This is a genomic window from Methylobacterium sp. 285MFTsu5.1 (genome assembly GCF_000383455.1).
Lineage (GTDB): Bacteria > Pseudomonadota > Alphaproteobacteria > Rhizobiales > Beijerinckiaceae > Methylobacterium.
Genome location: NZ_KB911285.1, coordinates 18,561 through 44,012 on the forward strand (window position 1 = coordinate 18,561; position 25,452 = coordinate 44,012).

20 protein-coding genes and 1 tRNA gene are annotated in these 25,452 nt (G+C 72.6%); 12 read left to right on the forward strand and 9 right to left on the reverse strand.

Going from position 1 to position 25,452, the window contains the following annotated elements; all coding sequences use genetic code 11:
* Positions 1 to 30 precede the first annotated feature (30 nt).
* Together H288_RS0121075 and H288_RS0121080 are read left to right on the forward strand one after the other, a co-directional pair.
* Positions 31 to 348: a hypothetical protein gene (locus H288_RS0121075; RefSeq protein ID WP_020094559.1), complete on the forward strand. Its 318-nt coding sequence runs from the start codon at positions 31 to 33 to the stop codon at positions 346 to 348.
* Positions 345 to 1,760, forward strand: coding sequence for a hypothetical protein (locus H288_RS0121080; protein ID WP_020094560.1), 1,416 nt, complete (start codon positions 345 to 347; stop codon positions 1,758 to 1,760). Before H288_RS0121075 ends, H288_RS0121080 begins: the two co-directional genes overlap by 4 nt.
* Here H288_RS0121080 and H288_RS0121085 read toward each other — a convergent pair.
* Positions 1,744 to 1,992 (reverse strand): hypothetical protein, encoded by a 249-nt coding sequence (locus H288_RS0121085; RefSeq protein ID WP_091680694.1) that lies wholly within the window; start codon positions 1,990 to 1,992, stop codon positions 1,744 to 1,746. The two genes, H288_RS0121080 and H288_RS0121085, sit on opposite strands and share 17 nt — an antisense overlap.
* Before the next feature lie 304 nt (positions 1,993 to 2,296).
* Between H288_RS0121085 and H288_RS0121090 the strand changes: the two genes are divergently transcribed.
* The 5 genes from H288_RS0121090 (at position 2,297) to H288_RS0121110 (ending at position 7,314) form a co-directional block, all read left to right on the forward strand.
* Positions 2,297 to 2,713 (forward strand): hypothetical protein, encoded by a 417-nt coding sequence (locus H288_RS0121090; RefSeq protein WP_020094562.1) that lies wholly within the window; start codon positions 2,297 to 2,299, stop codon positions 2,711 to 2,713.
* A 340-nt stretch (positions 2,714 to 3,053) separates the two neighbouring features.
* Positions 3,054 to 3,278, forward strand: coding sequence for an Rmf/CrpP family protein (locus tag H288_RS0121095; RefSeq protein WP_020094563.1), 225 nt, complete (start codon positions 3,054 to 3,056; stop codon positions 3,276 to 3,278).
* 164 nt (positions 3,279 to 3,442) lie between these two features.
* Entirely contained in the window at positions 3,443 to 5,521 is a 2,079-nt protein-coding gene (locus tag H288_RS0121100; protein WP_051123768.1) for an ATP-binding protein, read from the forward strand.
* A gap of 10 nt (positions 5,522 to 5,531) precedes the next feature.
* A complete protein-coding gene (locus H288_RS0121105) occupies positions 5,532 to 6,200 on the forward strand; it encodes a response regulator transcription factor (RefSeq protein WP_020094565.1) in 669 nt (222 codons plus the stop codon).
* 121 nt (positions 6,201 to 6,321) lie between these two features.
* The gene (locus H288_RS0121110; RefSeq protein ID WP_026605162.1) at positions 6,322 to 7,314 is read left to right on the forward strand and encodes a DUF808 domain-containing protein; all 993 of its coding nucleotides are present in this window, start codon (positions 6,322 to 6,324) and stop codon (positions 7,312 to 7,314) included.
* Here H288_RS0121110 and H288_RS0121115 read toward each other — a convergent pair.
* Positions 7,288 to 10,527, reverse strand: coding sequence for a multidrug efflux RND transporter permease subunit (locus H288_RS0121115; protein ID WP_020094567.1), 3,240 nt, complete (start codon positions 10,525 to 10,527; stop codon positions 7,288 to 7,290). The two genes, H288_RS0121110 and H288_RS0121115, sit on opposite strands and share 27 nt — an antisense overlap.
* A 108-nt stretch (positions 10,528 to 10,635) precedes the next feature.
* Positions 10,636 to 11,880, reverse strand: a complete 1,245-nt coding sequence (locus H288_RS0121120) for an efflux RND transporter periplasmic adaptor subunit (RefSeq protein WP_106735929.1) — start codon at positions 11,878 to 11,880, stop codon at positions 10,636 to 10,638.
* A 103-nt stretch (positions 11,881 to 11,983) separates the two neighbouring features.
* Here H288_RS0121120 and H288_RS0121125 point away from each other — a divergent pair, with 103 nt between their 5' ends.
* Positions 11,984 to 12,583 (forward strand): TetR/AcrR family transcriptional regulator, encoded by a 600-nt coding sequence (locus tag H288_RS0121125; RefSeq protein WP_020094569.1) that lies wholly within the window; start codon positions 11,984 to 11,986, stop codon positions 12,581 to 12,583.
* 142 nt (positions 12,584 to 12,725) lie between these two features.
* Here H288_RS0121125 and H288_RS0121130 read toward each other — a convergent pair.
* The 3 genes from H288_RS0121130 to H288_RS0121140 all read right to left on the reverse strand — a co-directional run bounded on the left by H288_RS0121130 (position 12,726) and on the right by H288_RS0121140 (position 14,081).
* A tRNA-Gly gene (locus H288_RS0121130) sits at positions 12,726 to 12,800 on the reverse strand.
* A 107-nt stretch (positions 12,801 to 12,907) separates the two neighbouring features.
* Positions 12,908 to 13,372 carry an NUDIX domain-containing protein gene (locus H288_RS0121135; RefSeq protein WP_020094570.1) on the reverse strand — a complete coding sequence of 155 codons (465 nt, stop codon included), beginning with the start codon at positions 13,370 to 13,372 and terminating at the stop codon, positions 12,908 to 12,910.
* 13 nt (positions 13,373 to 13,385) lie between these two features.
* Positions 13,386 to 14,081 (reverse strand): fumarylacetoacetate hydrolase family protein, encoded by a 696-nt coding sequence (locus tag H288_RS0121140; protein WP_020094571.1) that lies wholly within the window; start codon positions 14,079 to 14,081, stop codon positions 13,386 to 13,388.
* A 137-nt stretch (positions 14,082 to 14,218) separates the two neighbouring features.
* On the opposite strand from H288_RS0121140, the gene H288_RS0121145 reads away from it, so the two are divergent.
* The 3 genes from H288_RS0121145 (at position 14,219) to H288_RS0121155 (ending at position 17,958) form a co-directional block, all read left to right on the forward strand.
* The gene (locus H288_RS0121145; protein WP_020094572.1) at positions 14,219 to 15,664 is read left to right on the forward strand and encodes an FAD-binding oxidoreductase; all 1,446 of its coding nucleotides are present in this window, start codon (positions 14,219 to 14,221) and stop codon (positions 15,662 to 15,664) included.
* A 258-nt stretch (positions 15,665 to 15,922) separates the two neighbouring features.
* On the forward strand, positions 15,923 to 16,216 hold the full coding sequence (locus H288_RS0121150; RefSeq protein WP_012320003.1) for a DUF2218 domain-containing protein: 294 nt from the start codon (positions 15,923 to 15,925) through the stop codon (positions 16,214 to 16,216).
* 149 nt (positions 16,217 to 16,365) lie between these two features.
* Complete coding sequence (locus H288_RS0121155) at positions 16,366 to 17,958, forward strand: ABC transporter substrate-binding protein (RefSeq protein ID WP_020094573.1); 1,593 nt, start codon at positions 16,366 to 16,368, stop codon at positions 17,956 to 17,958.
* Between the two features lie 16 nt (positions 17,959 to 17,974).
* Here H288_RS0121155 and putA read toward each other — a convergent pair whose 3' ends face one another.
* Together putA and H288_RS0121165 are read right to left on the reverse strand one after the other, a co-directional pair.
* The gene (gene putA / locus H288_RS0121160; RefSeq protein WP_020094574.1) at positions 17,975 to 21,661 is read right to left on the reverse strand and encodes a trifunctional transcriptional regulator/proline dehydrogenase/L-glutamate gamma-semialdehyde dehydrogenase; all 3,687 of its coding nucleotides are present in this window, start codon (positions 21,659 to 21,661) and stop codon (positions 17,975 to 17,977) included.
* 102 nt (positions 21,662 to 21,763) lie between these two features.
* A complete protein-coding gene (locus H288_RS0121165; RefSeq protein WP_020094575.1) occupies positions 21,764 to 22,576 on the reverse strand; it encodes a hypothetical protein in 813 nt (270 codons plus the stop codon).
* A 141-nt stretch (positions 22,577 to 22,717) separates the two neighbouring features.
* Here H288_RS0121165 and H288_RS0121170 point away from each other — a divergent pair, with 141 nt between their 5' ends.
* Positions 22,718 to 23,764, forward strand: a complete 1,047-nt coding sequence (locus H288_RS0121170; RefSeq protein ID WP_020094576.1) for a saccharopine dehydrogenase NADP-binding domain-containing protein — start codon at positions 22,718 to 22,720, stop codon at positions 23,762 to 23,764.
* A gap of 143 nt (positions 23,765 to 23,907) precedes the next feature.
* Here the strand turns inward: H288_RS0121170 and H288_RS0121175 are convergent, their stop codons facing one another.
* Entirely contained in the window at positions 23,908 to 25,431 is a 1,524-nt protein-coding gene (locus tag H288_RS0121175; RefSeq protein ID WP_020094577.1) for an altronate dehydratase family protein, read from the reverse strand.
* Positions 25,432 to 25,452 lie beyond the last annotated feature (21 nt).

A 25,452-nucleotide genomic window follows, 5' to 3' on the forward strand; every position in this document is an offset into this window, starting at 1 on the left:
CGCCCCGGCTCCGCGCGGGGCTTGTGACCGATGGCCATCCGCACGATGGCGCGGCCGAGCCCGTCCCGGCGACGCCTGCGCGTGATCCTCATCCTGCTGCTCATCACGTGGCTGCCGGTCGTACCCTTCGCGCTCGGCCTCGCGCTGACGAACCTGACCGGCTGCACCGTCAACGAGGCGGGGACGCACCCCTGCCCGGTGGCCGGACACGATATCGGCGGCCTGCTCTACACGCTGACGATGACGGGCTGGCTGCTGATCCCGTTCCTGCCCTTCATGGCCCTGACACTGCTGCTCACCGTCGTGCAGGGCCTGCTGATGATCCTTCGAGCGTGGTTGCGGCGATGATGCGGTTCACCTTCCGGCGCGCGGCCGCACTGCTCGGCCTCGGCGTGGCAGCCGTCCCGCTGTCGAGCCTGGCGATCCCGGTGTCGGCGACCCCGGCACGGGCGCAGGCGACCAAGGTGGAGGGACCGGCCCTCCCCTACGCCTCGACGCCCGACCTGCGGGCCGCCACGGTCGCGCGGGCGGTGCGCGACCAGCGCGCCACGAACCCGATCGCCGCGGCCGAGACGGCGCGAGAGATGGCCCAGCACGATTACGACACCATCTTCCGCGGCTTCCTCGACGGGACGCCGCTGCGGCCGGACGATGCGGGCGACGTGCTCACCGCCTTCATCGCCCTGCAATGGATGGTCGCCAACGACGCGACGGTCGAGCCGAGCGCGGCGGCCCTGCGGGCGATCCGGACCCGGTTCGTGGCGCCGATGGCGGAACGGCCGCCCCTGTCCCAGCCGGTCACGCGGGCAGCCTTCGCCGAGCAGGTCAAGCTGCGCGCCGTTCTCCACCATGCCGGCTGGCAGGCGGCCAAGCGGCTCGGCGTGCTGCCGCGTTTCCTGGCGGGCCTGTCCAACGAGTTCATCCCGGTCGCCACGCTGCGGAATCTGGCGCTGACCGAGGACGGGCTGGTGCCGAAGGACCGGGCCGGACGCGCGGCCCCGAAGCCGCCACCGGTCGCGGAGAGCCCGTCCGTGCCGGACGCGCGGCCGGCTCCCTCCCCGGCTCCGTCCGCCCCGGACGCGGCCGGTCCCCCGCGCCACGCCGCCAACTGGGATCAGGTCGAGGGCGTGTACTTCCGTTCGACCACCGGGTTCGGCGTCGGCGGTCTCATGACGATCGATTTCGAGCCGCTGATCTTCCTGCGCGACGGAACCTACTACGAGGTCGCCGACACCGCGCTCGAAGACGTGGACCTCGCCGCCGAGCGGGCCGCACGGCCCAAGCGATTCGGGCGGTGGAGCGCCAAGGGCGCCGGCTTCGTCCTGACCGACGCGCGCGGCCGCGCGAACGACTACGCCCTCGGCGACGGCAGCTTCTTCCGGGCCTTCCCGGCCGGCTCTGGCGAGCGGGTGGCGCGGGCGTACCGAAGGCTGTCGGGCGGCGGCAACACAGCCCTGGGCGGCGACGTCGCGATCGCCGTCGAGAGCCGCTACGACTTCCACGCGGACGGGAGTTACGGCCGCGGCGGCTCGGTCGGCGCGACGAATTCGGGGGCGAGCACCGGCGTCGGCACGGCGATCGCCCGTCGGCGCGCGCCGGAGGGCGGGCGCTACGCCCTCGATCGCCACACGCTCACGCTGACCGCGGCGGATGGCCGGACCCGGCGCCTGTTCTTCGCCTACGGCTCGCAGAAGGATCCCCCCGAGATCGACCGCGAGATGATCTTCGTGGGCGACGACGTCTTCAGCCCGGCGGACTGATCGGGATGCCGAGGGCGGCCCCTCGATCGGCGCGGATCTCAGGACGCGGGGCATCGGCGGATTCCGGGCCGAGCAGACCGCCGCCGAACCGCGCCCAGTCCTCCAGCGAGCGTCCGGGGGCGGCCTGCGGGCCCTGCTTGACCGGTCGCGGCGTCCGCGGCGCGCCGAGGCGCCCGTAGCGCCGGTACCAGGATCGCGCCCTCTGCACCGGCCGTCCCAACGCCTTCCGCATGCCGTCCCCCTGTGCAGCGCGCGCGAATGTCCACGGCCAAGCTAATCCAGGCCGGTCGCCCGGGCATGTCGGGCCGACCCTGACACGATTGCCGATCTCTCCGACTGCGGATCGGCGCCGGGCAACACAGATGAGCCTGCGGGACAGCGACGGGCGGTCTCCCGCCGTCCGCGCGTACCGGGGAATGCGCGGTGGCCCGCGATGGCGGCCGGCATCGCCGTCCCGACAGACCGCGCCGCGCGGTCGGATCCGGCATCGGGTCCGATCCGTGCGGACGTCCTTCACCGTCTCTGGAGCTCAGCCCATGAAACGTCTCGCGATCGCCCTCACGGCGCTGTCGAGCCTCGTCCTGTTCGCCCCGTCGAGCGAGGCGCGACCCCACGGCCGCGGCTTCCATAATGGGCCCCACCATCTGGGCCACGGCGTCTGGAGGGGGCGGCGCCACGGCCTCCACCGGTACCGCCATCACCGTCTGCACCGGCACTACCGGCGGCACCGGGGCTACCGCGGATATCGCGGCGTCCACTTCCGCCCCGCCGGCTACGGCTTCCGGCCCCACGCGTATCGCTCGGGTGGCTGGGGCGGCTATCGCGGGGTCGGCTTCGCGACCGGCGCAGGCCTTGGCCTCGCGGCCGCTGCACGGCCCGGTCTCTACGGCGCGGCCTACGGGCGGCCCTACGGGTACGGCTATGCACCGGTCGGCTACGGCTGCGCCTACTAGGCGGCGCATCCGGACCGGGAGGCCGGGCCGTCACGGTCTCCCGATCGGCGTCCCACGCCACGCCCACGTCGGCGGGGCACTCGTGATCCTCGCGTCCGACGACGCGAGGATCTCGTGTCTCTCCGCGCATCATTCGGACGGATCGGGGCGATCCCCGAAAGACCCGGTGCCGCTTTCGTGCAATGGTCAATCGATCATCGCACGCACGGCCTGTCGGGATATTCCCGACAGGCGTCGGTGTGAGCGGTATCCCGGCTCGAAACAGCTTGCTTGGCCGTTCGAACTCGGCGCTTCTGACCCGGCGGGACAGGCTCCCGAGCGGCCGGAGAGATCAGCGCCCATGCTCATGGACATCGTCAAACAGGGCGCCCGCGCGCGCGCCGTCGGTCGGCCCCGCGACGCCTGCCCCTATCCCGGCGAGTCGCGCGAGCGCCGGGCCTGGTACGAGGGCTACGACGGCTCCTCGTGGGCGGTCGCGACGCGGATGCCGCACCCCGCCCGGATGCTGCCCGGATCGGCCCTTTCCGACGCCGGTGCCGCGTCCGACCCCGCCTCCCCGGCCTGACGGCGGCCCGACTTTCCCGTAGGAGAGCTGTGAGCTTACGGGCCGATGCGGGGATACGGGAGGCGGGCGACGGTGCGCGCGGGACGGCGAGACAGGGGCGTCGGGCCGTCCGAGCGATGGGCGCCGGGTCCGGACCGACGCGCAGCGTGTCCGCGCACGGCCGCATGAATGTTCGCGCCCGCGACACCGGGATCCGGAGGCCCGAGCTCCAGCTGAGCCGCGGCAGCCGCCGCACCTTCGTCGCCCTCGCCCTCGCGGCCGCGATCCCGGTCCTGCTGCTCAGCGGCTGGGTCGCGACGCTGATGGCGCAGCAGCAGCGCGACCTCGCCCGGAGCGCCGCCGTCGCCAGCGCGACCCGGGTGGCCGAGCGCGTCGCCTCGGACATCGCCGCCCAGATCGCGGTCCTCGAGGCCGAGGCCGCCTCCGCGACCCTCGACAGGCCCGACCTCGCGGCCTTCTACGCCGAGGCCGTGCGCCTCCGGCAGGCGCACCCGCTCTGGGAGACGGTGGAACTCGCGCGACCGGACGGCGCCCAGATCGTGAATCTTCTCCGGTCCCTCGAGGAGGAACTCGGACCGACCTCGGACCGGACGAGCTTCGACGCGGTGGTGCGCACGCGGCAGCCGGTGATCGGCGGCATCGGCCCGGCCGGCTCGATCTCGGGCAAGCGCCTCGTCGCGCTGCGCGTGCCGGTCATCCGGGACGGCACGCTGCGCTACGTCCTCTCGATCCGGCTCGCCACGAACGCGGTGAGCTCGATCCTGCGCGACGCCGGCGCCCCCGAGGGCTGGGTCGGCACCATCGTGGACGCGGAGGGCAACACGATCGCCCGGACCCGGGCCGAGGTGGAGGAGCTCGGCCACCCGGCGAACCCGGCGCTCCAGGCGGCGATCCGGAACGCCCCGAACGGCTTCTACACCGGACCGACGCTGGAAGGCGCCGATGTCGAGGTGGTCTACCGGACCCTGCAGCATACCGGCGGCTGGTCGGTGCATTTCGGGATGCCGGTCGCGACGCTCAACGCGCCGGTCTCGCGGTCCTACGCCGTCCTGGGTGGCGGCAGCTTCGTCAGCATCGGGCTCGCCCTGGCGCTGGTCGGTCTCGTCGGCCGCGATATGGCGCAGCGCCGGGCGGGCGAGCAGGCCCGGTTCTCCCTCGCGCTCCGCTCCAGCGAAGAACAGGGCGCCGTCGCCGCCGAGGCCGCGGAGCTTGGCACGCTGCGCTGGGACACCGTCGCGCACCGGGTCACCGGCTCGCCCCGCGCGGCCGATCTCCTCGGTTGGACGGCCGCCGCCGAAGGGCGCGACAGCGCCGTGGACGCCGACACGGTCCTGCAGGCGGTCGATCCCGAGGATCGCGGGCGCCTGAGCGAGGCCCTGCGCCGGAGCCTCGCCGAGGGCACGCCGCTCGACGTCGAGTTCCGCGTGATCCAGGAGGGTCGGGAGCCGCGATGGGTCCGGGTCGCCGGCCGCGTGCCGCAGCTCCACGAGCATACCCCGGCCGGGCTGATCTACGGCGTGGTGTCGGACATCGAGCCGCGCAAGCGCGCGGAGGCCGAGCGCTTCGCGCTGCTGCGCCGCCTCGGCGAGGCCCAGGAGAACGAGCAGCGCCGGATCGCCCGCGAACTCCACGACCAGGTCGGCCAGACGGTGACCGGTCTGTCGCTGGGCCTCAAGAGCATGGAGCGGCTCCTGGCACGCGGCGCGACGGCCGAGGCCGGCCGGCAGGTGGAGTGGCTGCAATCCCTCGCGAGCGAGATCGGCCGCGACATCCACCGGGCCGCCGTCGACCTCCGGCCGACCGCCCTCGACGATCTCGGCCTGCGCGAGGCCCTGGCCACCCTGCTGCGCGACTGGAGCCAGCGGCACGGGATCCGCGCCGACCTGGAATTCCTGAGCGAGGCGACCCGGCTGCCGGCCGCGATCGAGACGGCCGTCTACCGGATCGTGCAGGAGGCCCTGACCAACGTCCTCAAGCACGCCCGGGCCGCGAGCGTCAGCGTCTCGGTGGAGAAGCGCGCGGGCGAGATGCGGGTCGTGATCGAGGATGACGGCACCGGCTTCAACGCCGACGAGCAGCGTGAGCGCGCCGGCGGCGAGGCGCCGGCCAAGCTGCGGCTCGGCCTGTCGGGCATCCGCGAGCGGCTGTCGCTCCTGAGCGGGACTCTCACGCTGGAATCGTCCCCGGGCATCGGTACGACGCTGTTCGTCACCATCCCGATTCCGGAACATCCCGAGACCTGAGGAGAAGCGCATGACGGACCGCATCCGCGTCGCCCTGGCCGACGACCATCCCATCGTCCTCGCGGGGATCCGGACGCTCCTGAACGCCGACCCGGAGATCGAGCTGGTCGGCGAGGCCACCAGCGGCAGCGAGGCGCTGCCGATGATCCACGCCGCCGACCCGGACGTCGCCGTCGTCGACGTCTCGATGCCGGGCCTCAACGGCCTGGAGCTGACCGAGCGCGTCGCCGGGTCTTGCCCGCGGACGCGCGTGCTGGTGCTGACGGTTCACGAGGACGCGGCCTACGTTCAGCCGCTGCTCAAGGCAGGCGCCCGGGGCTACCTCCTCAAGCGCTCGGCCGCGGAGGACCTGCTCCGCGCGGTCCGCGCCGTCGCGGCTGGCGGGATCTACCTCGACCCCTCGGTGGCGAGCCACGCCTTGGCGCATCCCGGGGCCCCGGCGCAGGGCGGCGAGTCCGAGCCGTCGGCCGAAGCGCTGAGCCCGCGCGAGACCGACGTGCTCCGGCTGATCGCGCAGGGCTTCAGCAACAAGGAGATCGCGCGGCGCTTCGATCTCAGCGTGAAGTCCATCGAGACCTACAAGGCGCGGGCCGCCGAGAAGCTGGGCCTGCGCACGCGCGCGGAGATCATCCGCTACGCCGCCGCGCACGGATGGCTCGACGCCCTGGCGCTGCGCTAGGCGCGAGCAGGGGCAGCCAGTCCCGGGCGACGGCCGGATCCGCCGATTTTTCGCCGGTCAGGGATCAAATCCTGCCGCGGATCGTCTGTCTGGCGGACCGGTCAGGGACGAGGGGGGACGGGTGAGCGTCGGATTGATCGCCCTGTTGGACGATGTCGCCTTCATGGTGAGGGCCGCGGCGGCCTCGCTCGACGACGTGGCCGGCCAGGCGGCGCGCGCCGGCACCAAGGCCGCCGGCGTCGTCATCGACGACGCGGCCGTGACGCCGCGCTACGTCGTCGGCTTCGCCGCGGAGCGCGAATTGCCGATCGTCGGCAGGATCGCCCTCGGATCGCTGCGCAACAAGATCCTTTTCCTGCTGCCGGGTGCCCTGGCGCTGAGCGCCTTCGCCCCCTGGGCGATCACGCCGCTCCTCATGCTGGGCGGCGCGTACCTGTGCTTCGAGGGCGCCGAGAAGGTCTACGAAGCCGTGTTCGCCCATCACGGCCACGGCGACGAGGCGGACCAAGAGGGTGGAGCCGGCGGCGATCAGGCCCGGGAAGACCGGCGCGTGGCGAGCGCCATCAAGACGGACTTCATCCTGTCGGCCGAGATCATGGCCATCACGCTGGCGGCGCTGCCGGAGGGCAGCTTCTGGATGCGGGCGGCGGTGCTGGCCATCGTCGCGGTCGGCATCACCGCGGGCGTCTACGGCGTGGTCGCGCTGATCGTGAAGGCCGACGATGCCGGTCTGGCCCTCGCCCGCAGCACCGCGGGCCCACCGCTCGGAAGCCTGATCCGCGGGCTCGGCCGCGGCGTCGTGAAGGGCATGCCGATCCTGCTCAAGATCCTGGCCGTCATCGGGACGGCGGCGATGATCTGGGTCGGCGGCGGGATCCTCATGCACGGTCTGGAGACCTACGGGTTCTCGGCACCGGCGCACGCCGCCCACGCGATGGCGGAGGCCGCGGCGGCGCGCGTGCCGTTCGCCGCGGGCCTCGTCGAGTGGCTCGTCACCGCGACCGTGTCGGGCCTCATCGGGCTGGTCGTCGGCGGGGCGCTGATCCCGCTGACGAACGTCGTGCTGGCGCCGGCGTGGCGCGCCCTGTCAGGCCTGTGGCAGCGGCGCGGCTGACGGGATCCCGTGATCGGCCGGCGCGGAGCTCGGCACAGCTGCTGGCGCCGGGACCGGCGCGGCGGCGCCGTGATGCTTCAGGGGCCTGTTGCCGCTCAGGCGACGCAGCAGCACGTAAAAGACCGGGGTCAGGAACAGGCCGAAGGCGGTCACGCCGATCATGCCCGAGAACACCGCGACGCCCATCGCGCGGCGCATCTCCGATCCGGCGCCAGTCGCTGTCACCAGCGGCAGCACGCCCATGATGAAGGCCATCGACGTCATCAGGATCGGCCGCAGCCGGAGGCGGCTCGCCTCGATCGCCGCCTGGAGCGGCGTCCGACCGGCGAATTCGAGCTCACGGGCGAATTCGACGATCAGGATGGCGTTCTTGGCCGAGAGCCCGACGAGCACGATCAGGCCGATCTGCGTGAAGACGTTGTTGTCGCCGGCCGACAGCCAGACGCCGAACATCGCGGCGAGCAGCCCCATCGGCACGATCAGCAGGATCGCCAGCGGCAGGGCGAGGCTCTCGTACTGCGCGGCGAGGACGAGGAAGACCAGGAGCAGCGCGAGGGGAAAGACCCAGACCCCGGAATTGCCCGCGATGAATTCCTGGTACGTCAGGTCCGTCCACTCGAAGGCGAAGCCCCGCGGCAGCGTCTCCGCCGCGATCCGCGTCGCCGCCGCCTGGGCCTGACCCGACGAGTAGCCGGGCGCCGCACCGGCGTTGATGTCGGCCGACAGGAAGCCGTTGTAGCGCATGGCCCGCTCCGGTCCGGCGGTCTGGCGGACGCGCAGCAGAGCGGAGAGCGGCACCATCTCGCCGGAACCGGCCCGGACCTTCAGCAGACCGACATCGTCCGATCGCGCCCGGAACGGGGCGTCGGCCTGGACGCGCACCGAGTAGGTGCGGCCGAACTTGTTGAAGTCGTTGACGTAGAGCGAGCCGAGATAGATCTGCAGCGTGTCGAAGACGTCCGTCACCGGGATGTTGAGCTGACGGGCCTTCGTCCGGTCGATGTCCGCGAAGAGCTGCGGCACGTTCATCTGGAAGCTCGAGAACAGCCCGACGAGTTCCGGCGCCTGGGCGGCCTTCGACATGAACGCCTTCGTGACGTCGTTCAGCGCCTCGTAGCCGAGGCCGGCGCGATCCTCGATCTGCAGCTTGAAGCCGCCGATCGTCCCCAGCCCGTTCACCGGCGGCGGCGGGAACATCGCGATGAAGGCCTCGGGGATCGCGGCGTACTTCTTGTTCAGCGACTGCGCGATCGCCGCTCCGTTGAGGGACGGGTCCCTGCGCTCGTCGAACGGCTTGAGCGTCGAGAACACGATCCCCGAGTTGGAGCTGTTGGTGAAGCCGTTGATCGAGAGGCCCGGGAAGGCGACGGCGCTCTCGACGCCGGGCTCCTTGAGGGCGATCTCGCTCATGCGGCGGATGACCTCCTCCGTCCGGTCGAGGGTCGCGCCGTCGGGCAGCTGCGCGAAGCCCACGAGGTACTGCTTGTCTTGGCCCGGCACGAAGCCGCCCGGGATCTGGCGGAACAGGCCGACGGTCAGCCCGACGAGCAGGACGTAGAGGGTCATCATCGCGGCCTTGCGCGACACCGCGAAGCCGACACCGCGGCCGTAGCCGTTCGAGGCCCGCCCGAAGGCGCGGTTGAAGCGGCGGAAGAACCAGCCGAGCAGCCGGTCGAGGATGCGGGTGAGACGATCCTTCGGCGCGTGGTGATCCTTCAGCAGCAGCGCCGAGAGGGCCGGCGAGAGGGTCAGCGAGTTGATCGCCGAGATCACCGTCGAGATCGCGATGGTGAGGGCGAACTGCTTGTAGAACTGGCCCGTCAGGCCGCTGATGAAGGCCAGGGGCACGAAGACCGCGACCAGCACCAGGGCGATGGCGATGATCGGGCCCGAGACCTCGCGCATGGCCTGGTAGCTGGCGTCCCGCGGGGACAGGCCGCTCTCGATGTTGCGCTCGACGTTCTCGACGACGACGATCGCGTCGTCGACGACGATGCCGATGGCCAGCACGAGGCCGAACAGGCTCAGCGCGTTGATCGAGAATCCGAAGACGTGCATCACCGCGAAGGTGCCGACGATGGAGACCGGCACGGCGAGCAGCGGGATGATCGAGGCCCGCCACGTCTGCAGGAACAGGATCACCACGAGCACGACGAGGGCGATCGCCTCCAGCAGCGTGTGGATCACGGCCTCGATGGAGGCGCGCACGAACTGCGTCGGGTCGTAGACGATCTGGTAGTCGACGCCCTCCGGCATGGTCCGCTTGATCTCCGCCATGGTGCGGCGGACCTCGTCGGAGATCTGGATCGCGTTCGAGCCCGGCGACTGCGAGATCGGGATCGCCACCGCCGACTTGTTGTCGAGGAGCGAGCGCAGGGCGTAGTCGGAAGCGCCGAGCTCGATGCGCGCGACGTCGCGCAGGCGCGTGATCGCGCCGTCGGCGCCGGTCTTGACCACGATGTCGCCGAACTGCTCCTCGCTGCTCAGGCGCCCCTCGGCGTTGAGCGAGAGCTGCAGGTCGAGGCCCGGAACGGCCGGCGACGCACCGATCACGCCGGCCGCGGCCTCGACGTTCTGAGCCTGGATCTCCCGCACGACGTCGCCAGCGGACAGGCCGTGCTCGGCCACCTTCTGCGGGTCGAGCCAGATCCGCATCGCGTAGTCGCCGGAGCCGAAGAGCTGGACCTGGCCGACGCCGTCGAGCCGCGCCAGGCGGTCCTTGATGTTCAGCACCGCGTAGTTGCGCAGGTAGGTCATGTCGTAGCGCCCGTTGGGCGAGACGAGATGCACGACCATCGTCAGGTCGGGGGAGCTCTTCACCGTGACGATGCCGAGCTGGCGCACCACCGCCGGTAGCCGCGGCTCGGCCTGCGAGACCCGATTCTGGACGAGCTGCTGCGCCTTGTCGGGGTCGGTGCCCAGCCGGAAGGTGACGGTCAGCGTCATGATGCCGTCCGTCGTGGCTTGGCTCGACATGTAGAGCATGCCCTCGACGCCGTTGATCTGCTCCTCGATCGGCGTCGCCACGGTCTCGACGATGACCTTGGGGTTGGCGCCCGGGAAGGTCGCGCGGACGACGACGGAGGGGGGCACCACGTCAGGGTACTCGGAGATCGGCATCGCGAAGAGCGACAGCAGACCGCCGATGAAGATGAGCATCGAGAGCACGCCCGCGAAGATCGGGCGGTCGATGAAGAACTTGGAGAGATTCATGCCGCCCTCCGAGGGCGTGAGGCAGGGGCGTCCGGGCGGCCGCGTGCGGCCGCCGTCTCGAAGGCGTCGGGGATCTGGATCGGGCGGACGGGCGCGGCGCGCCGGCCGTCAGCGCTGCGCCAGCTTGCGCGGCCCGGAGGCGGCGTCCTGCGGGCGCGCGCCCATCGCGACCGGTTCGGGGCGCAGGAGGGTCCCGGGACGGACGCGCTGCAGGCCGTTGACCACGATGCGCTCGCCGCCCGACAGGCCGGAAGTCACGACGCGCAGACCGTCGACCGCCCGGCCGAGGGTGACGGCGCGGAACTCGGCCCGGTTGTCCGACCCCACGAGGAGCACGAACTTCTTGTCCTGATCGGTGCCGACGGCCCGCTCGTCGACGAGGACGAGGCGTTCCGGCGCGGCCTGGCCGAGGCGCATCCGGGCGAACTGGCCCGGGATCAGGCGGCCGTCGCCGTTGGAGAAGGTCGCGCGCACCCGGACCGTGCCGCTGCGCGCGTCGACCTTGTTGTCGATGAACTGGAGATGCCCGGCCGCGCGGGCGCCGTCGGCGGTCACCATCTCCACGGGGATGCGGTCGAGCTTGCCGCGCCGGCCGCCCGGCTCGGCGACCGAGGCCAGCGCCTTCAGGACCACGCCCTCGTCGGCATCGAAGCTGGCGTAGACCGGATCGACCGAGACGAGCGTGGTCAGCACGGCGGCCCCGGCGCCCGTGGCCACGAGGTTGCCCGGCGTGATCTCGCGGCGGCCGACGCGGCCGCCGACGGCCGCCCGGACCTGCGTGTAGCCGAGGTTCAGGCGCGCCGCCTCCAGGGCCGCCTTCGCCGCGTCGAGGCTCGCCTTGGCCTCCTTGAACGCGTTGGCGCGGACGTCGAGGTCGCGCGCCGTGACGATGTGCTGGTCCGACAGCTTCTGCCCGCGCTCGAGGTCGCTCGCCGTCATGCCGACCCGCGCCTCGGCGCCCGCGACCTGGGCTTCCAAACGCTGGACCTCGGCCGCGTAGGGCGCGGGATCGATGGTCACCAGCAGGTCGCCGGCCTTGACCACCTCGCCTTCCGCGAAGTGCGTGGCCAGGATCGCGCCGCCCACCCGGGCACGGACGTCGATGCGCTCGACGGCCTCCAGACGGCCCGAGAACTCGTCCCAGAGGATGACGTCGCGCGGCTCGACGGTCGCGACCGAGGCCGGCATCGCCACCTCGGTCGGCGGCGTCGCGGCGACGGCCACGGTTCCCCGGACCAGGGCGCCGGGTATGAAGGTGTAGGAGACGCCTGCGAGAAGGGCGACCGCGAGGCTTCCGGCCGCGAGGCGCCGGGCACGGAGAGGATTGCGCGAGGGATGACGCTGAGGTTCCACGAGCGACTCCAACATCTGTATAGGTCGCTACACATGTCGGCATGGACGCGGGGCGTCAAGTGACTTATCTACCACTCGATATAAAAGTTGGAGTCCGCAGGCAATGGTGATGGGGCGCCCCCGGTCCTTCGACACGGACAAGGCCCTCGACGAGGCGATGGAGGTGTTCTGGCGCCACGGCTACGACGGCGCGAGCCTCGCGATGCTCACGAAGGCGATGGGCATCAAGCCGCCGAGTCTCTACGCGGCCTTCGGCAGCAAGGAGGGGCTGCTCAAGGCCGCCCTCGACCGGTACGCGCAGCGGCGCTCCGAGCACATGCGCTTCGTCCTGGCGGGCGAGACCGCGCGCGACGTGGCCGAGCGCTTCCTGAGCAGCATCGCCGAGAGCCACACGGATCCGGCGAACCCGCCCGGCTGCCTCCTCGTTCAGGGCGGTCTCGCCTGCGGCGCGGGCTCGGAGAACATCCCGTTCGAGCTGGCGTCCCGGCGGGCGCAGGGCGAGATGGAGCTCCGCGAGCGCTTCATTCAGGCCCGACAGGACGGTGACCTGCCGGCGGATTCCGACCCGGTCGCGCTGGCGCGATTCCTGTCCACCGTCGCCTCCGGCATGGGCGTGCTGGCCTCCTCGGGCGCCGACCGGGAGGCGCTGCGGGAGGTCGCCCGGGTCTCGCTGCGGGCCTTCGCGAGGGAACACGACGCCTGAGCCGGGCTGACCGGGCGCGATCCCGCGCCTCGGTCCACCCGGACGCCGTTCGCTTCTCCGCGACCGGCGGTTCGCCGAGGTCCAGAAACGACAAAGGCCGCAGAGCTGCGGCCTTGTACGTCGTTCGTATGGTTGGGAAAACTGGAGCGGGCGAAGGGATTCGAACCCTCGACCCCAACCTTGGCAAGGTTGTGCTCTACCCCTGAGCTACACCCGCTCACTGTGCCGCGCCGCCCGGACTTTCGTGCCGGCGGCCCCCGGCGCGGCTCTCTAAACACCATTCCGCCGGGCGACGCAAGCGCCCTTTTCGCGAACCGTCACGATTTACCAGTTCGGCTCCGGCGGGAGGCCGTCGCGGATCTCCCGGAGCCGGGCGCGGGTCCCGCGCGTGGTCCCCTTGGGGAGCGCGTCCATCGGGAAGAAGGCGCACTCGGCGACCTCCCGGTCCGGCGCCTTCGGGCGCAGGACCGTGAAGGCCGGCAGGACGAACAGGGCCACGTGGTCGCGGGGCGCGGCGACCACGTTCCGATAGAGGCCGTGCAGGCGCGGCTCTCCCTCGGCGACGATCTCCGCCTCCTCGCGGAACTCCCGCACGATCGCGTCGCGCGCGGTCTCGCCGCGCTCGACGCCGCCGCCGGGGAGGTGCCAGCCACTCACGTAGGTGTGGCGCACCAGGGCGACGCACCCGGCCCCGTCGAGGGCGACGCCGCGCACGCCGAGGGTCATGCCCCGGGACGCGAGCGCCCCGAGGTGGAACAGGCGCCGCAGCAGCGGTCGATCGAGGAGCATGCGACCGCGCGACTCAGACGACGTCGAGGGTGATGGCGCCGAGACCGTCGATCGCCGCGACCATGCGCTGGCCGCGCTGGACCGGGCCGACGCCGGAGGGCGTGCCGGTGAAGATCAGGTCGCCGGGCTGCAGGGCGAAGTAGCCCGACAGGTAGGCGATCTGCTCGGCGACGGACCAGATCATGTCGCCGAGGTCGCCCTTCTGGCGGATCTCGCCGTCGACCGACAGGGTGATGGCGCCCTTGACCGGGTGGCCGATGGCGGAGACCGGGTGGAGCGCGCCGATCGGCCCCGACCCGTCGGCCGCCTTGGCGGTGTCCCAGGGCCGCGACATCTTCTTGGCCTCGTCCTGGACGTCGCGCCGGGTCATGTCGAGGCCGATGGCGTAGCCGTAGACGTGCTCCAGGGCGGTCTCGGCCGGGATGTCGCTGCCGCCGCTCGCGAGGGCCGCGACCATCTCCACCTCGAAATGGTAGTTGGCGGTCTTCGGCGGGTAGGCGTGGGCCGTCGGCTCCGGCCCGACGATCTGCAGGGCGTCGGCGGGCTTCATGAAGAAGAACGGCGGCTCGCGGTCCGGGTCCGCGCCCATCTCGCGGGCGTGGGCGGCGTAGTTGCGCCCGACGCAGTAGACGCGGCGGACGGGATAGAAGTCGCTGCTGCCGACGATGGGGAGCGCGATGCGGGGCGGGTTCTGGATGACGGAGAGCATCTCTGCCTCTGCGGTGGATCGTCCGGGTGGACCGGCGCGACGACGCCCGGGCCCTACATCACCGTTGTAAGGTCCGCATCGGCGCGCGCCATACCGGCGCTTGCCTCCGGCCTGCTCCGGCCTACAGAATCCGCGCGATGACGCCGACAGCCGCCCTCGACACCCTGCTGACCGCGCTCCGGGACGGGCTCGGCGCGCGGCACGTGCTGACGGATCCCGACGCCCTCGCGCCCTACCTGACGGAGAGCCGCCGCCTGTTCACCGGGTCGGCCCTGGCCGTACTTCGGCCGGGTAGCACCGAGGAGGTCGCCTTCGCGGTCCGCGCCTGCACGCAGGCCGGGATCGCCGTCGTGCCGCTCGGGGGCAATACCGGCCTCACCGGCGCCGGCGTGCCGCAGGGCGGCGTCGTCCTGTCCCTGGAACGCATGAACCGCCTGCGCGCGGTCAACCCGGTGGACGCCACCATCACGGTCGAGGCCGGGATGATCCTGCAGGAGGTGCAGGAGGCGGCCGAGGCCGCCGGCATGCTGTTCCCGCTCTCCTACGCGTCGCGCGGCTCCGCCCGGATCGGCGGCGGCGTCAGCACCAATGCCGGGGGGATCGCGGTCCTCGCCTACGGCAACGCCCGCGACCTCGTCCTCGGGCTGGAGGTCGTGCTCGCCGACGGGCGCGTCTGGAACGGGCTGAGGGCCCTGCGCAAGGACAATGCCGGCTACGACCTGAAGCAGCTCTTCATCGGCTCGGAGGGCACGCTGGGCATCGTCACGGCGGCGGTGCTGAAGCTGTTCCCGCGGCCGCGCTCGACGAGCGTCGCCTTCGTCGGCCTCGACTCGGCGAAGGCGGCTCTGGACCTGTTCGTCTTCCTGCGGACGCGGATGGACCGCGACCTCACGGCGTTCGAGTACCTGCCGCCCTTCGCCCTGGAGATCGTGCTGCGCCACGTCCCGGGGACGGTGCGGCCGCTGGACGGCGCGCACGGCGCCTACGCGCTGATCGAGGTCGCGTCCGCGCGCCCGGACGCCGACACGGGGGCCGAACTGGAATCGGCCCTCGGGCAGGCCCTGGAGGACGGGCTGATCGCCGACGCCACCATCGCGACCAGCGGGGCCCAGAACGCCGCGCTCTGGCGCCTGCGCGAGGGCGTTCCCGAAGCGCAGACCCGCGAGGGCGCCTCGATCAAGCACGACGTGTCGGTGCCGCTCTCCCGCCTGCCCGAGTTCCTGGAGCGAGCGGGGGCGGCCTGCCTCGCCGAGATGCCGGGCCTGAGGCCCTGCGGCTTCGGCCATTTCGGCGACGGCAACATCCATTTCAACCTGTCACAGCCGCCCGGCATGGAGCCCGCGGCGTTCCTGTCCGCCTGGGGCCGGTTCAACCGGATCGTTCACGACCTCGTGCACGCCCTGGGCGGCTCCATCGCGGCCGAGCACGGCGTCGGCCTCATCAAGCGCGAGGAACTCGCGCGCTACGGCGACCCGGTCGGGCTCGACCTCATGCGGCGCCTGAAGGCCGCGCTCGATCCGGACGACCTGCTCAACCCCGGCAAGGTGCTCGTCCCGACCGATCGCGGTGCGCCGCCGGCCTGAGCGAATTTGTGCATCGCGCCATAATTCGGCGCGGAGACGGGTGCAGGACAGCCACGCCGCGCCGCGAACCGCCGGTGCGGCCCGTCGCGTTAAGCCGCTGCTAACGCTTCGGACACACGCTCAACACAGACGGCGGAGACGGATCCGTCGGCGCCAGGCATGGCAATTGCTCTGAGGCCTCCCTATCTCGCACGTGCGAGATCGAACAACGAACCGTCACCGACAGGCTGTTTTCACATCCATCTGGAGACCGACGGAATGCCCACCTCCCAGGCCCGCGTGCAGACCACCGAGGCGAGCCGCTACCTGCAGCAGCTCTGCCGGCACTGGAGCCACAAGTTCAAGGTCGAGGCGACCCCCGTTCACGGCACCGTGCCCTTCGGCGAGGACCGCGTCTGCACCTTCGATGCCGAGCCCGACGCCCTGGTCATGCGCATCGACAGCTCCGACCCGGTCAACCTGACCCGGCTGGAGAACGTCGTGGCCGACCATCTCGCCCGCTTCGCCTTCCGCGAGAGCCTCGGCGACATCCGCTGGTCGCGCGCCGCCTGAGGGCCCGCGCAGCGCGATCACGGGCGACCCGTCCGGCTACCGGCCCGGGCGGGTTCTGAGATCCCGATCGAAGCGCGGCAGTGGCGCACCACTTGCACGCGAACCCGGCTTGCGGCCAGATCGAACGCCGCCGTGACCGGGATCGATTCATGAAGCGACGCACCCTGCTGACCGGCGCCGGAGCCCTGATGGCCGGGGCTCTCGCCCGGCCGGCCCTGGTCCGGGCGGCCTCCGCGACGACCCTGCGGTTCGTCCCCTACGCGGACCTCGCGCTCCTCGACCCGATCATCACCACCAATTACGTCACGCGCACCCACGCGCTGATGGTGTTCGACACGCTCTACAGCCTCGACACCGCCTACCGCGCTCAGCCGCAGATGGTGGCGGGCCACGAGGTCGCGTCCGACGGCCTCACGTGGCGCCTGACCCTGCGGGACGGCCTGCGCTTCCACGACGGGACGCCCGTCCTCGGCCGCGACGTGGTGGCGAGCCTGAAGCGCTGGGCGCAGCGCGATGCCTACGGCGGGGCCCTGTTCGCGACGGTGGACGAACTCTCGGCGCCCTCCGACACAATGGTGCAGTTCCGCCTGAAGCGGCCCTTCCCGCTCCTGCCGGACGCCCTGGCCAAGCCGACGTCCTACGTCCCGGTGATCATGCCGGAGCGCCTGAGCGCGACGCCCGCGACGCAGCCGGTGCCGGAGATCGTCGGCAGCGGCCCGTTCCGCTTCGTCCCCGAGGAGCGGGTCCCGGGCTCGCTCAACGTCTACCGCCGGTTCGAGGCCTATCGACCGCGCCCCGACGTCACGCCGAGCTTCACGGCGGGGCCGCGGATCGCGCATTTCGACCGCGTCGAGTGGCGCACGATCCCCGACGGCGCGACCGCGGCCGGCGCCCTGCGCTCGGGCGAGATCGACTGGTGGGAGCAGCCCCTCGTCGATCTCGTGCCGGACCTGAACCGCCAGCCCGCCGTGCGGGTGGATCTGGTGGAGACCGCCGGGCTGATCGGCCAGATCCGCCTCAACCACACCCTGCCGCCCTTCGACAATCCCGCGATCAGCCGGGCGCTGCTCGCGGCCGTCGACCAGACCGAGATGATGGACGCCGTCGCCGGCAGCGACCCGGCGATCCGGCGCGGGCCCGTCGGCATCTTCACGGCCGGCGGGCCGATGGCGTCCTCGGCCGGCATGGAAGCGCTGACCGCCCCCCGCGACCTCGCCGCCGCGAAGCGGGCGCTGGCGGCGGCGGGCTACAAGGGCGAGCGCGTCGTGCTGCTCTCCGGGACCGACGTGCCGCGGATCAACGCGATCTGCGAGGTGATGGCCGATGCCTGCCGCAAGATCGGGATGAACCTCGACGTCGTCGCCACCGACTGGGGGACGGTCAACCAGCGGATCCTGAACGCCAAGCCCCTGGACCAGGGTGGCTGGTCGATGTTCGGCATCTTCTCCGGCGGGCTCGACCACCTCTCGCCGGCCTACCATCTGGCCGCCCGCGGGAACGGCCGGGCCGGCGTGCCGAGCTGGCTGACCGACGCGCCCCTGGAGGAGCTGCGCGGCGCGTGGTTCGACGCGCCGGACCTCGACGCCCAGAAGGCGCTGGCGGCGCGGATCCAGGCGCGGGCACTGGAGGTCGGCGCCTACCTGCCCTGCGGCCAGTATTTCCAGCCGACCGCCTACCGGCGGGACTTGGAGGGCATGCTGACCGGGCTGCCGCTGTTCTGGAACCTGCGCCGGTCGGCCTGACCGGGCAGTTCCGGGCTCACCCGACGCTCATCAGGCTGGCATTGCCGCCGGCCGCCGCGGTGTTGATCGTGGTGGTGACCTCCTCCACCAGGCCGGCCGGATCGTAGAGGTCGCCGGCCGCCAGCGCCTCCGGGCAGCGGGCCTGGATCGGCAGGATCGCGCCCTCGCGGGCCGCGACGGCCCTGTTCAGGGCCAGCAGGTCGTCGGCGTCGCCCGCGAACAGGACCCCGGCGATCGCGCCCGCGCGGTCGAGGTCCGGCGCCCGGGCAACCCGCGCCGCGCACGCTTCCGGCAGACCGTCCAGGACCGGATCGCGCCCGTCCGGCCCGATGACGACGGCCGCGTTGCCCGTGCCGAGGATCGCGCCGAGCTGGAGCAGGAGCGCCGTCTCGGTCGCCGCCACAGCCGCGACGCGCCCGCGGGGACGCAGCGCGTAGAGGTTGCGCTCTCCGACGGGACCGGCCAGCGCGATCGCGGCGCGGCTGGGATAGCGGACGGATTCGAGCCTGTCCGCGAGGTCGTGCCGGTGCCGCGAGCGCAGCCACGCCGTGTAGGGACGCAGTGCCGAATCGTCGGCGGCCAGCCCGTCGCGGGCGGCGGCGGGTGCGCGTCGCAGCAGGCGGCCGAGGGCCAGCGGGCCGCCGGCCTTCGGGCCCGTCCCCGACAGCCCGGAGCCGCCGAAGGGCTGCACGCCGACAACCGCGCCGATGATGTTGCGATTGACGTAGCGGTTGCCGGCCCGCACGCGGTCGAGGACGCGGTCGATGGTCTCGTCGATGCGGCTGTGCAGCCCGAAGGTGAGCCCGTAGCCGGTCGCGTCGATCGCCGCGAGGAGCGCGTCGAGGCCGTCGCGGCGGTAGCGCAGCACGTGCAGCACCGGCCCGAACACCTCCTGCTCGACATCGGCGACGGCCCCGATCTCGATCAGGGTCGGCGGCACGAAGGTCCCGGCGCCGGCCTCGGGCGGCAGGGGAAACTGCTCCACCGGGAAGCCCCGCGCGCGCATCCGCGCCACGTGTCCGACGACCCGGTCGGCGGCCTCGGCGGTGATGACCGGCCCGACATCGACGGGCAGGGCCCGCGGGTCGCCCACCCGCAGCTCGCGCAGGGCGCCCTTCAGCATGTGCAGCAACCGGTCGGCGATCTCCTCCTGCAGGCACAGGATGCGGAGCGCCGAGCAGCGCTGCCCGGCGGAATCGAAGGCCGAGGCGATGACATCCGCCACCACCTGCTCGGCGAGCGCGGAGGAATCGACCACGAGGGCGTTCTGGCCGCCGGTCTCGGCCACGAACGGCACCGGCTCGCCGAAACGGTTCAGCCGCTCCGCCAGAGCCCGCTGGATGCCCTTGGCCACCGCCGTCGATCCGGTGAACATCACGCCCTGCACGCGCGGATCCTCGACCAGGGCGGCGCCGACACGGCCGTCGCCCGGCAGGAGGTGCAGCGCCTCGACGGGAATCCCGGCCGCGTGCAGCGCGCGGACGGCAGCGGCCGCGATCAGCGGGGTCTCCTCGGCGGGTTTCGCCAGGACCGTGTTGCCCGCCGCCAGGGCGGCCGCGACCTGACCGACGAAGATCGCCAGCGGAAAATTCCACGGCGCGATGCAGGTGACCGGACCGAGCGGCGCGTGCGCGTCCCCGAGGGTCCGCTCGGCCTCGGCGGCGGCGTAGCGGAGGAAGTCGACCGCCTCGCGGATCTCCGCGACGGCGCTCGCGCAGGTCTTGCCCGCCTCCCGCACGACGAGCCCGATCAGCGGCGGCATCTGCGCCTCGAGGGCGTCGGCGGCCCGCCGCAGGCAGGCGGCGCGCGCGGTCGCCGGCGTCGCCGCCCAGCCGGCCGCGCCCGCCTGCGCGCGCGCCACGGCGACCGCCACGGTCTCGGCCGTCGCCGCCCGGTATAAGCCGACGATGTCCCGGCGGTCGGCGGGATTGTGGACGGGTTCGTCGGCCGCCGCGTCGTCCGCGCCCGAGGGTGCCGCCCGCCACGCGGTGCGGCCGCTCGCCGCCAACCCGTCCGACAGCTGGGCGAGGGCCGCCTCGTCGGCGAGGTCGAGCCCGGCCGCGTTGGCGCGGGCCGGGCCGTAGAGCGCCCGGGGGGCCGCGATCCGCGGATGCGGCGCGCCGGGATCCGGCGCGGCCTCGACGGCGACGACGGGGTCGGCGATCAGATCCGCCACCGGCACGGCCTTGTCGGCGACCCGGTTGACGAAGGACGTGTTGGCCCCGTTCTCCAGGAGGCGCCGCACCAGGTAGGCGAGCAGGGTCTCGTGGGTGCCCACGGGCGCGTAGATGCGGCAGGGCCGCTGCAGGATCTCGCCGGCGACGACCGCCTCGTAGAGCGGCTCGCCCATGCCGTGCAGGCACTGGAACTCGTACTGGCCGAGCCGGAAATCCGGGCCGGCCATCTCGACGATGCTCGCGAGGGTCTGGGCGTTGTGGGTGGCGAATTGCGGGAAGACCGCGTCGGGCGCCGCGAGCAGCCGGCGCGCGCAGGCGAGGTACGAGACGTCGGTGTGGACCTTCCGGGTGAAGACCGGGAAATCCGCCAGACCGTCGACCTGCGCCCGCTTGATCTCGCTGTCCCAGTAGGCGCCCTTCACGAGGCGCACCATCAGCCGCCGGCGGCACCGCCGCGCGAGGTCGATCAGCACGTCGATAACGAACGGGCAGCGCTTGCCGTAGGCCTGGACCACGAAGCCGAGCCCGTCCCAGCCGGCGAGATCGGGCTCGGCGGCGAGACGCTCCAGGATGTCGAGCGACAGGTCGAGGCGGTCGGCCTCCTCGGCGTCGATGTTGAGACCGATGCCGTGCCCCTCGGCGAGGCGGGCGAGGTCCCGCACGCGGGGATAGAGTTCGGCCAGGACCCGGTCGCGCTGCGCGCGGGCGTAGCGGGGATGGAGCGCCGACAGCTTGATCGAGATTCCAGGGCCGCGGAGCACGCCGCGCCCGGCAGAGGCCGCGCCGATCGCCGCGATCGCGTCCGCGTAGGCGCGCCGGTAGCGCTCGGCGTCCTCGGCGGTCACGGCGGCCTCGCCGAGCATGTCGTACGAGTAGGTGAAGCCCTTCGCCTCGAGCCGCGCCGCGTGCCGCAGGGCCTCGGCGATGGTTCGCCCCGCCACGAACTGCTCGCCCATCATCCGCATGGCGAGATCGACGCCGGTCCGGATCACGGGCTCGCCGCCGCGGGCGATCAGCCGGGTGAGCGCGGCCGACAGGCCGGCCTCGTCCCGGGTCGCCGCCAGCTTGCCGGTCACGAGCAGGCCCCAGGTCGCCGCGTTGACGAAGGGCGACGGGCTGTGCCCGAGATGGGCGGCCCAGTCGCCGCCGGCGATCTTGTCGCGGATCAGCGCGTCCCGCGTCGCCGCGTCGGGGATGCGCAGCAGCGCCTCGGCGAGGCACATCAGCGCCACGCCTTCCTGGCTGGACAGCGCGTACTCTTGGATCAGCCCCTCGACGCCGCCGCGGGTGCCCTGGCGCCGCAGGGTCTCGACGAGGCGACGCGCGTCCTCGGCGACGCGCCGAGCCGCTTCGGGCGGCAGGCGCGCTTCTTCGAGGAGCGGGAGCACGCAGTCCCGCTCGGGCCGCCGGCAGGCCGCGATCACCGCCCGCCGCAGGGGCGACAGGTCCGGCAGGCCGCCGGCGAACGCGCCGAAAGGCCCGCTCGCCGCGACGGCCGCCTCGTCGACAACGCCGGATCCAGACATGGGCCGCCCCTCGGACACGGCGCGCTGGCATCGCGCCGTCGCGGACTCACGCTACACCGTCGGGGGCCCGCGTCGAGGCCGAACACGCTGTGGCCGATCGCGTCACTTCGAGGCCTGCGCGTGCGCGGATTCCAGCGCGACGGCCAGGAGCGGCTGCGCGCCCTCCCGGCGCAGCGTCGCCACGGGAATCACCACCGGGTCGGCACAGGCCTGGACGACGTGCGCGAGGTCGAATTGCACCGCGAGGCCACCGGCCTTGGCGTCGAGCCACGCCATCATGGCCGGCGGCTGCCCGTCATAGGTCTCGGCGACGGCCTCGCGGCACTCCTTGTCGGCGTCGTCCGCCTTCGGATCGCCCGTCTTCGGGCGATAGCCCGCGAGGTAGAGGGCGTGCAGCCTCTTCGACGCGAGCGTCACCATCTTGGTCCCGCCCGGGCCCTCCGCCAGGGCGAGCTTGCCGGTCAGGGAGTTGGGCAGCAGGGTCGTCCAATCGACCGGGGCGCCGGTGGTGAGATCGTAGACGATCGACATCGTGCCGCTGTTCGGGTGCGCGCCGCCGCAGAACCCGCTGTCGAAGATGACGAAGCTCAGGAAGCGCGGGCCGCGCATCGGGGCCTGGACGGTGCGCTCCCAGGAGCTGTTCTTCCCGCCCTGATCCTTGCACGCCTGCTCGGCCTGCAGGGCCCGCGCGTCGAGGCGCTTCAGCGCCGCGTTGATCCGACGCTCGGCCTCGTCGGCCGGCGCGGCGATCTGCGGCATGGCGGCGATGCCGGGGCTCGCGTCGGACGGCGCCTTCAGGACCACCGACCCGTCACCGGCCCGGGCGGGCGCGGCCAGACCCAGGAGGACAGCGCCAAGGCAGGCGATCCTGCGGCTGGCGCGGCGCGCGCGCGGCGGGAGGTTACGCTCGTACATCGTGCCTCGGCTCCTGTTCGGGCGGGGACGGAGGGTTTCAGATCCCCGCCGCGGGACGATCGGATCGGCGCAGCCCTAGCATCCGGGGCGGCGACGCGGCGCGCGCTTTGACACCGGCGGAAGCGGTGTCAGAACCCCGGGATGACCGCGATCCTGATCTATGGCGCCACCGGCTATACCGGGCAGCTCCTGGCCGCGCACGCCGTCGGGCAGGGATTGCGCCCGATCCTGGCAGGGCGCGATCCCGAGAAGCTGCGGCCGCTGGCGGCCCGGCTGAACCTCGAGATGCGGGCCGCGCGGCTCGACGATGCCGCGGGCCTGCAATCCGCCCTCGCGGGCGTGGCGGCGGTGATCCACGCGGCCGGCCCGTTCTCGCGGACGGCGCGGCCGATGGCCGAGGCCTGCCTCGCCGCCGGCGCGCACTACGTCGACATCACCGGCGAGATCGCGGTGCTGGAGGCCCTCGCGGCCAAGGATGCGGCCGCGAAGGCGGCCGGCATCGTCCTCCTGCCGGCGGCGGGCTTCGACGTGGTGCCGAGCGACTGCCTCGCCGCGCACGTGGCCGGCCGCGTTCCCGGCGCGACGCATCTGCGCATCTCCATCGGCGGGTTCGGCGGCTTCAGCCGCGGCACGGCCCGCACCATGGTGGAGGGCATCGCCTGGGGCACGCGGGTGCGCCGGGACGGGCGCATCGTAGAGTTGCCGAGCCCGCCGCGCGCCACCGCGGATTTCGGAACGGGACCGCGCCGGACCGTCGGGCTCGGCTGGGGCGACGTGTCGAGCGCGTGGTACTCGACCGGCGTCCCGAACATAGACGTTTACTTCGAGGCCTTCCCCGCCATGGCGGCGGCGGCCGGCCTGCCCGCCGGCATCCGCCGCATCATCGCGAGCGGCACCGCGCAGCGCCTGATCAATCGCGGCATCGACCGGCTGCCGGAGGGCCCTTCGGCCGCCGCGCGCGAGAAGGCCCGCAGCACCTTCCTGGCGGAGGCCTGGGACGGCGCCGGCCGCCGCGCGGCGAGCCGGATGGAGACGCCCGAGGGCTACACGCTCACCGTCTGGACCGCCTTGGAGGCGGCCCGCCGCGTCGCTGCCGGCACCGTCGCGCCCGGCTTCCACACGCCGGTCACGGCCTTCGGCCCCGACTTCATCCTGAGCTTCCCGCACGTGGTCCGGACCGACCTCTGAGACCAGGCCTGCACGGCGGTCGGAATGGCCGTCTCTGCGTGCGCAGCGAAGCAATCCAGGGCTGCGCCACACTCACCGAAGTTTCGCCTCCCCGGATCGCCGCGCTGCGCTCGCGATGACGGCGGAGCGCGCGCCCCGCTCCCTCACACGGTCGCGCCGATCTGCCAGGGGGCGAATTCCGACGCGCCGAAATCGAACTGCTCGCTCTTCGTCCGCTCGCCGCCGGCGACCCGCAGGATGAGGTCGAAAATCCGGTGGCCGGCCTGCTCCACGCTCTCCGCGCCGTCGAGGATCGTGCCGCAATTGACGTCCATATCCTCCTCGAGTCGACGGTACATGGCCGAGTTGGTGGCGATCTTGATCGAAGGCGACGGCTTGCAGCCGAACACGCTACCGCGGCCGGTGGTGAAGCAGACGAGGTTCGCGCCGCCCGCGACCTGCCCGGTCGCCGAGACCGGGTCGTAGCCGGGCGTGTCCATGAAGACGAAGCCCTTGGCGGTGACGGGATCGGCGTAGCGCAGCACGTCGACCAAGTTGGTGCTGCCGGCCTTCGCCATGGCGCCGAGGGACTTCTCCAGGATCGTGGTCAGGCCGCCGGCCTTGTTGCCCGGCGACGGGTTCGCGTCGATCTCCGAGCCCTCCTTGCGGGTGTACTCCTCCCACCAGTGCATCAGGTCGACGAGCTTCTGGCCGACCTCCGGGCTGATAGCGCGGCGGGTGAACAGGTGCTCGGCGCCGTAGGTCTCGGTGGTCTCCGACAGGATCACCGTGCCGCCGTTCCGCACCACGAGGTCGCTGGCGATCCCCAGCGCCGGGTTGGCCGACACGCCGGAATACCCGTCCGAGCCGCCGCACTGCAGGGCGACGATCAGCTCGCTCGCCGGCACCGGCTCGCGGTGGACCACGTTCGCTTCGGCCAGGATGCCGGTCACGAACTCGATCCCGGCCTCGACGGTCTTCCGGGTGCCGCCGAGGCTCTGGATGTTCATGCTGCGGATCCGGCCGCCGAGCCCCTGCTCCTCCAGGAAGGCGCCGATCTGGTTCACCTCGCAGCCGAGCCCGATCATGACGATGTGGGAGAAGTTGACGTGCCGCGCGTAGCCCGCGAGCGTCCGCCGCAGGAGCCGGAGCGGCTCGCCCATCGCCATGCCGCAGCCGGTCTTGTGGGTCAGCGCCACGACACCGTCGACGTTGGGATAGGGGGCGAGCGGCTCGAGGCCGAGGATCGGGTGCCGCCGGAACGCGTCGGCGATCAGGTCGGCGACGTGCGCGCTGCAATTCACCGAGGTGAGGATGCCGACGTAGTTGCGCGTCGCCACGCGCCCGTCGGGGCGGCGGATGCCCTGGAAGGTCGCGGGCGGCGTCACCAGCTGGGTCGGCCTCGCATCGACCCCGAACGCGTAGTCCCGGGCGAACTCGCCCATCCCGAGATTGTGGACGTGGACGTGGCGGCCGGCCGCGATGTCCGCCTTGGCGAAGCCGATGATCTGCCCGTACTTGGTCACCGGCTCGCCGCTCCGGTGGGCCCGGACCGCGACCTTGTGGCCGGCCGGGATCCGCTCCGCCGCCGCGACGCCGTCGGCGACCGGCGTTCCCGGCTCGATGGCGCCGCGGGCCACGGCCACGCCGTCGGCGGGGCGGAGGGTGATCACGGGATACGTGGACATCGGTCTCTCCTCGGATGCCGT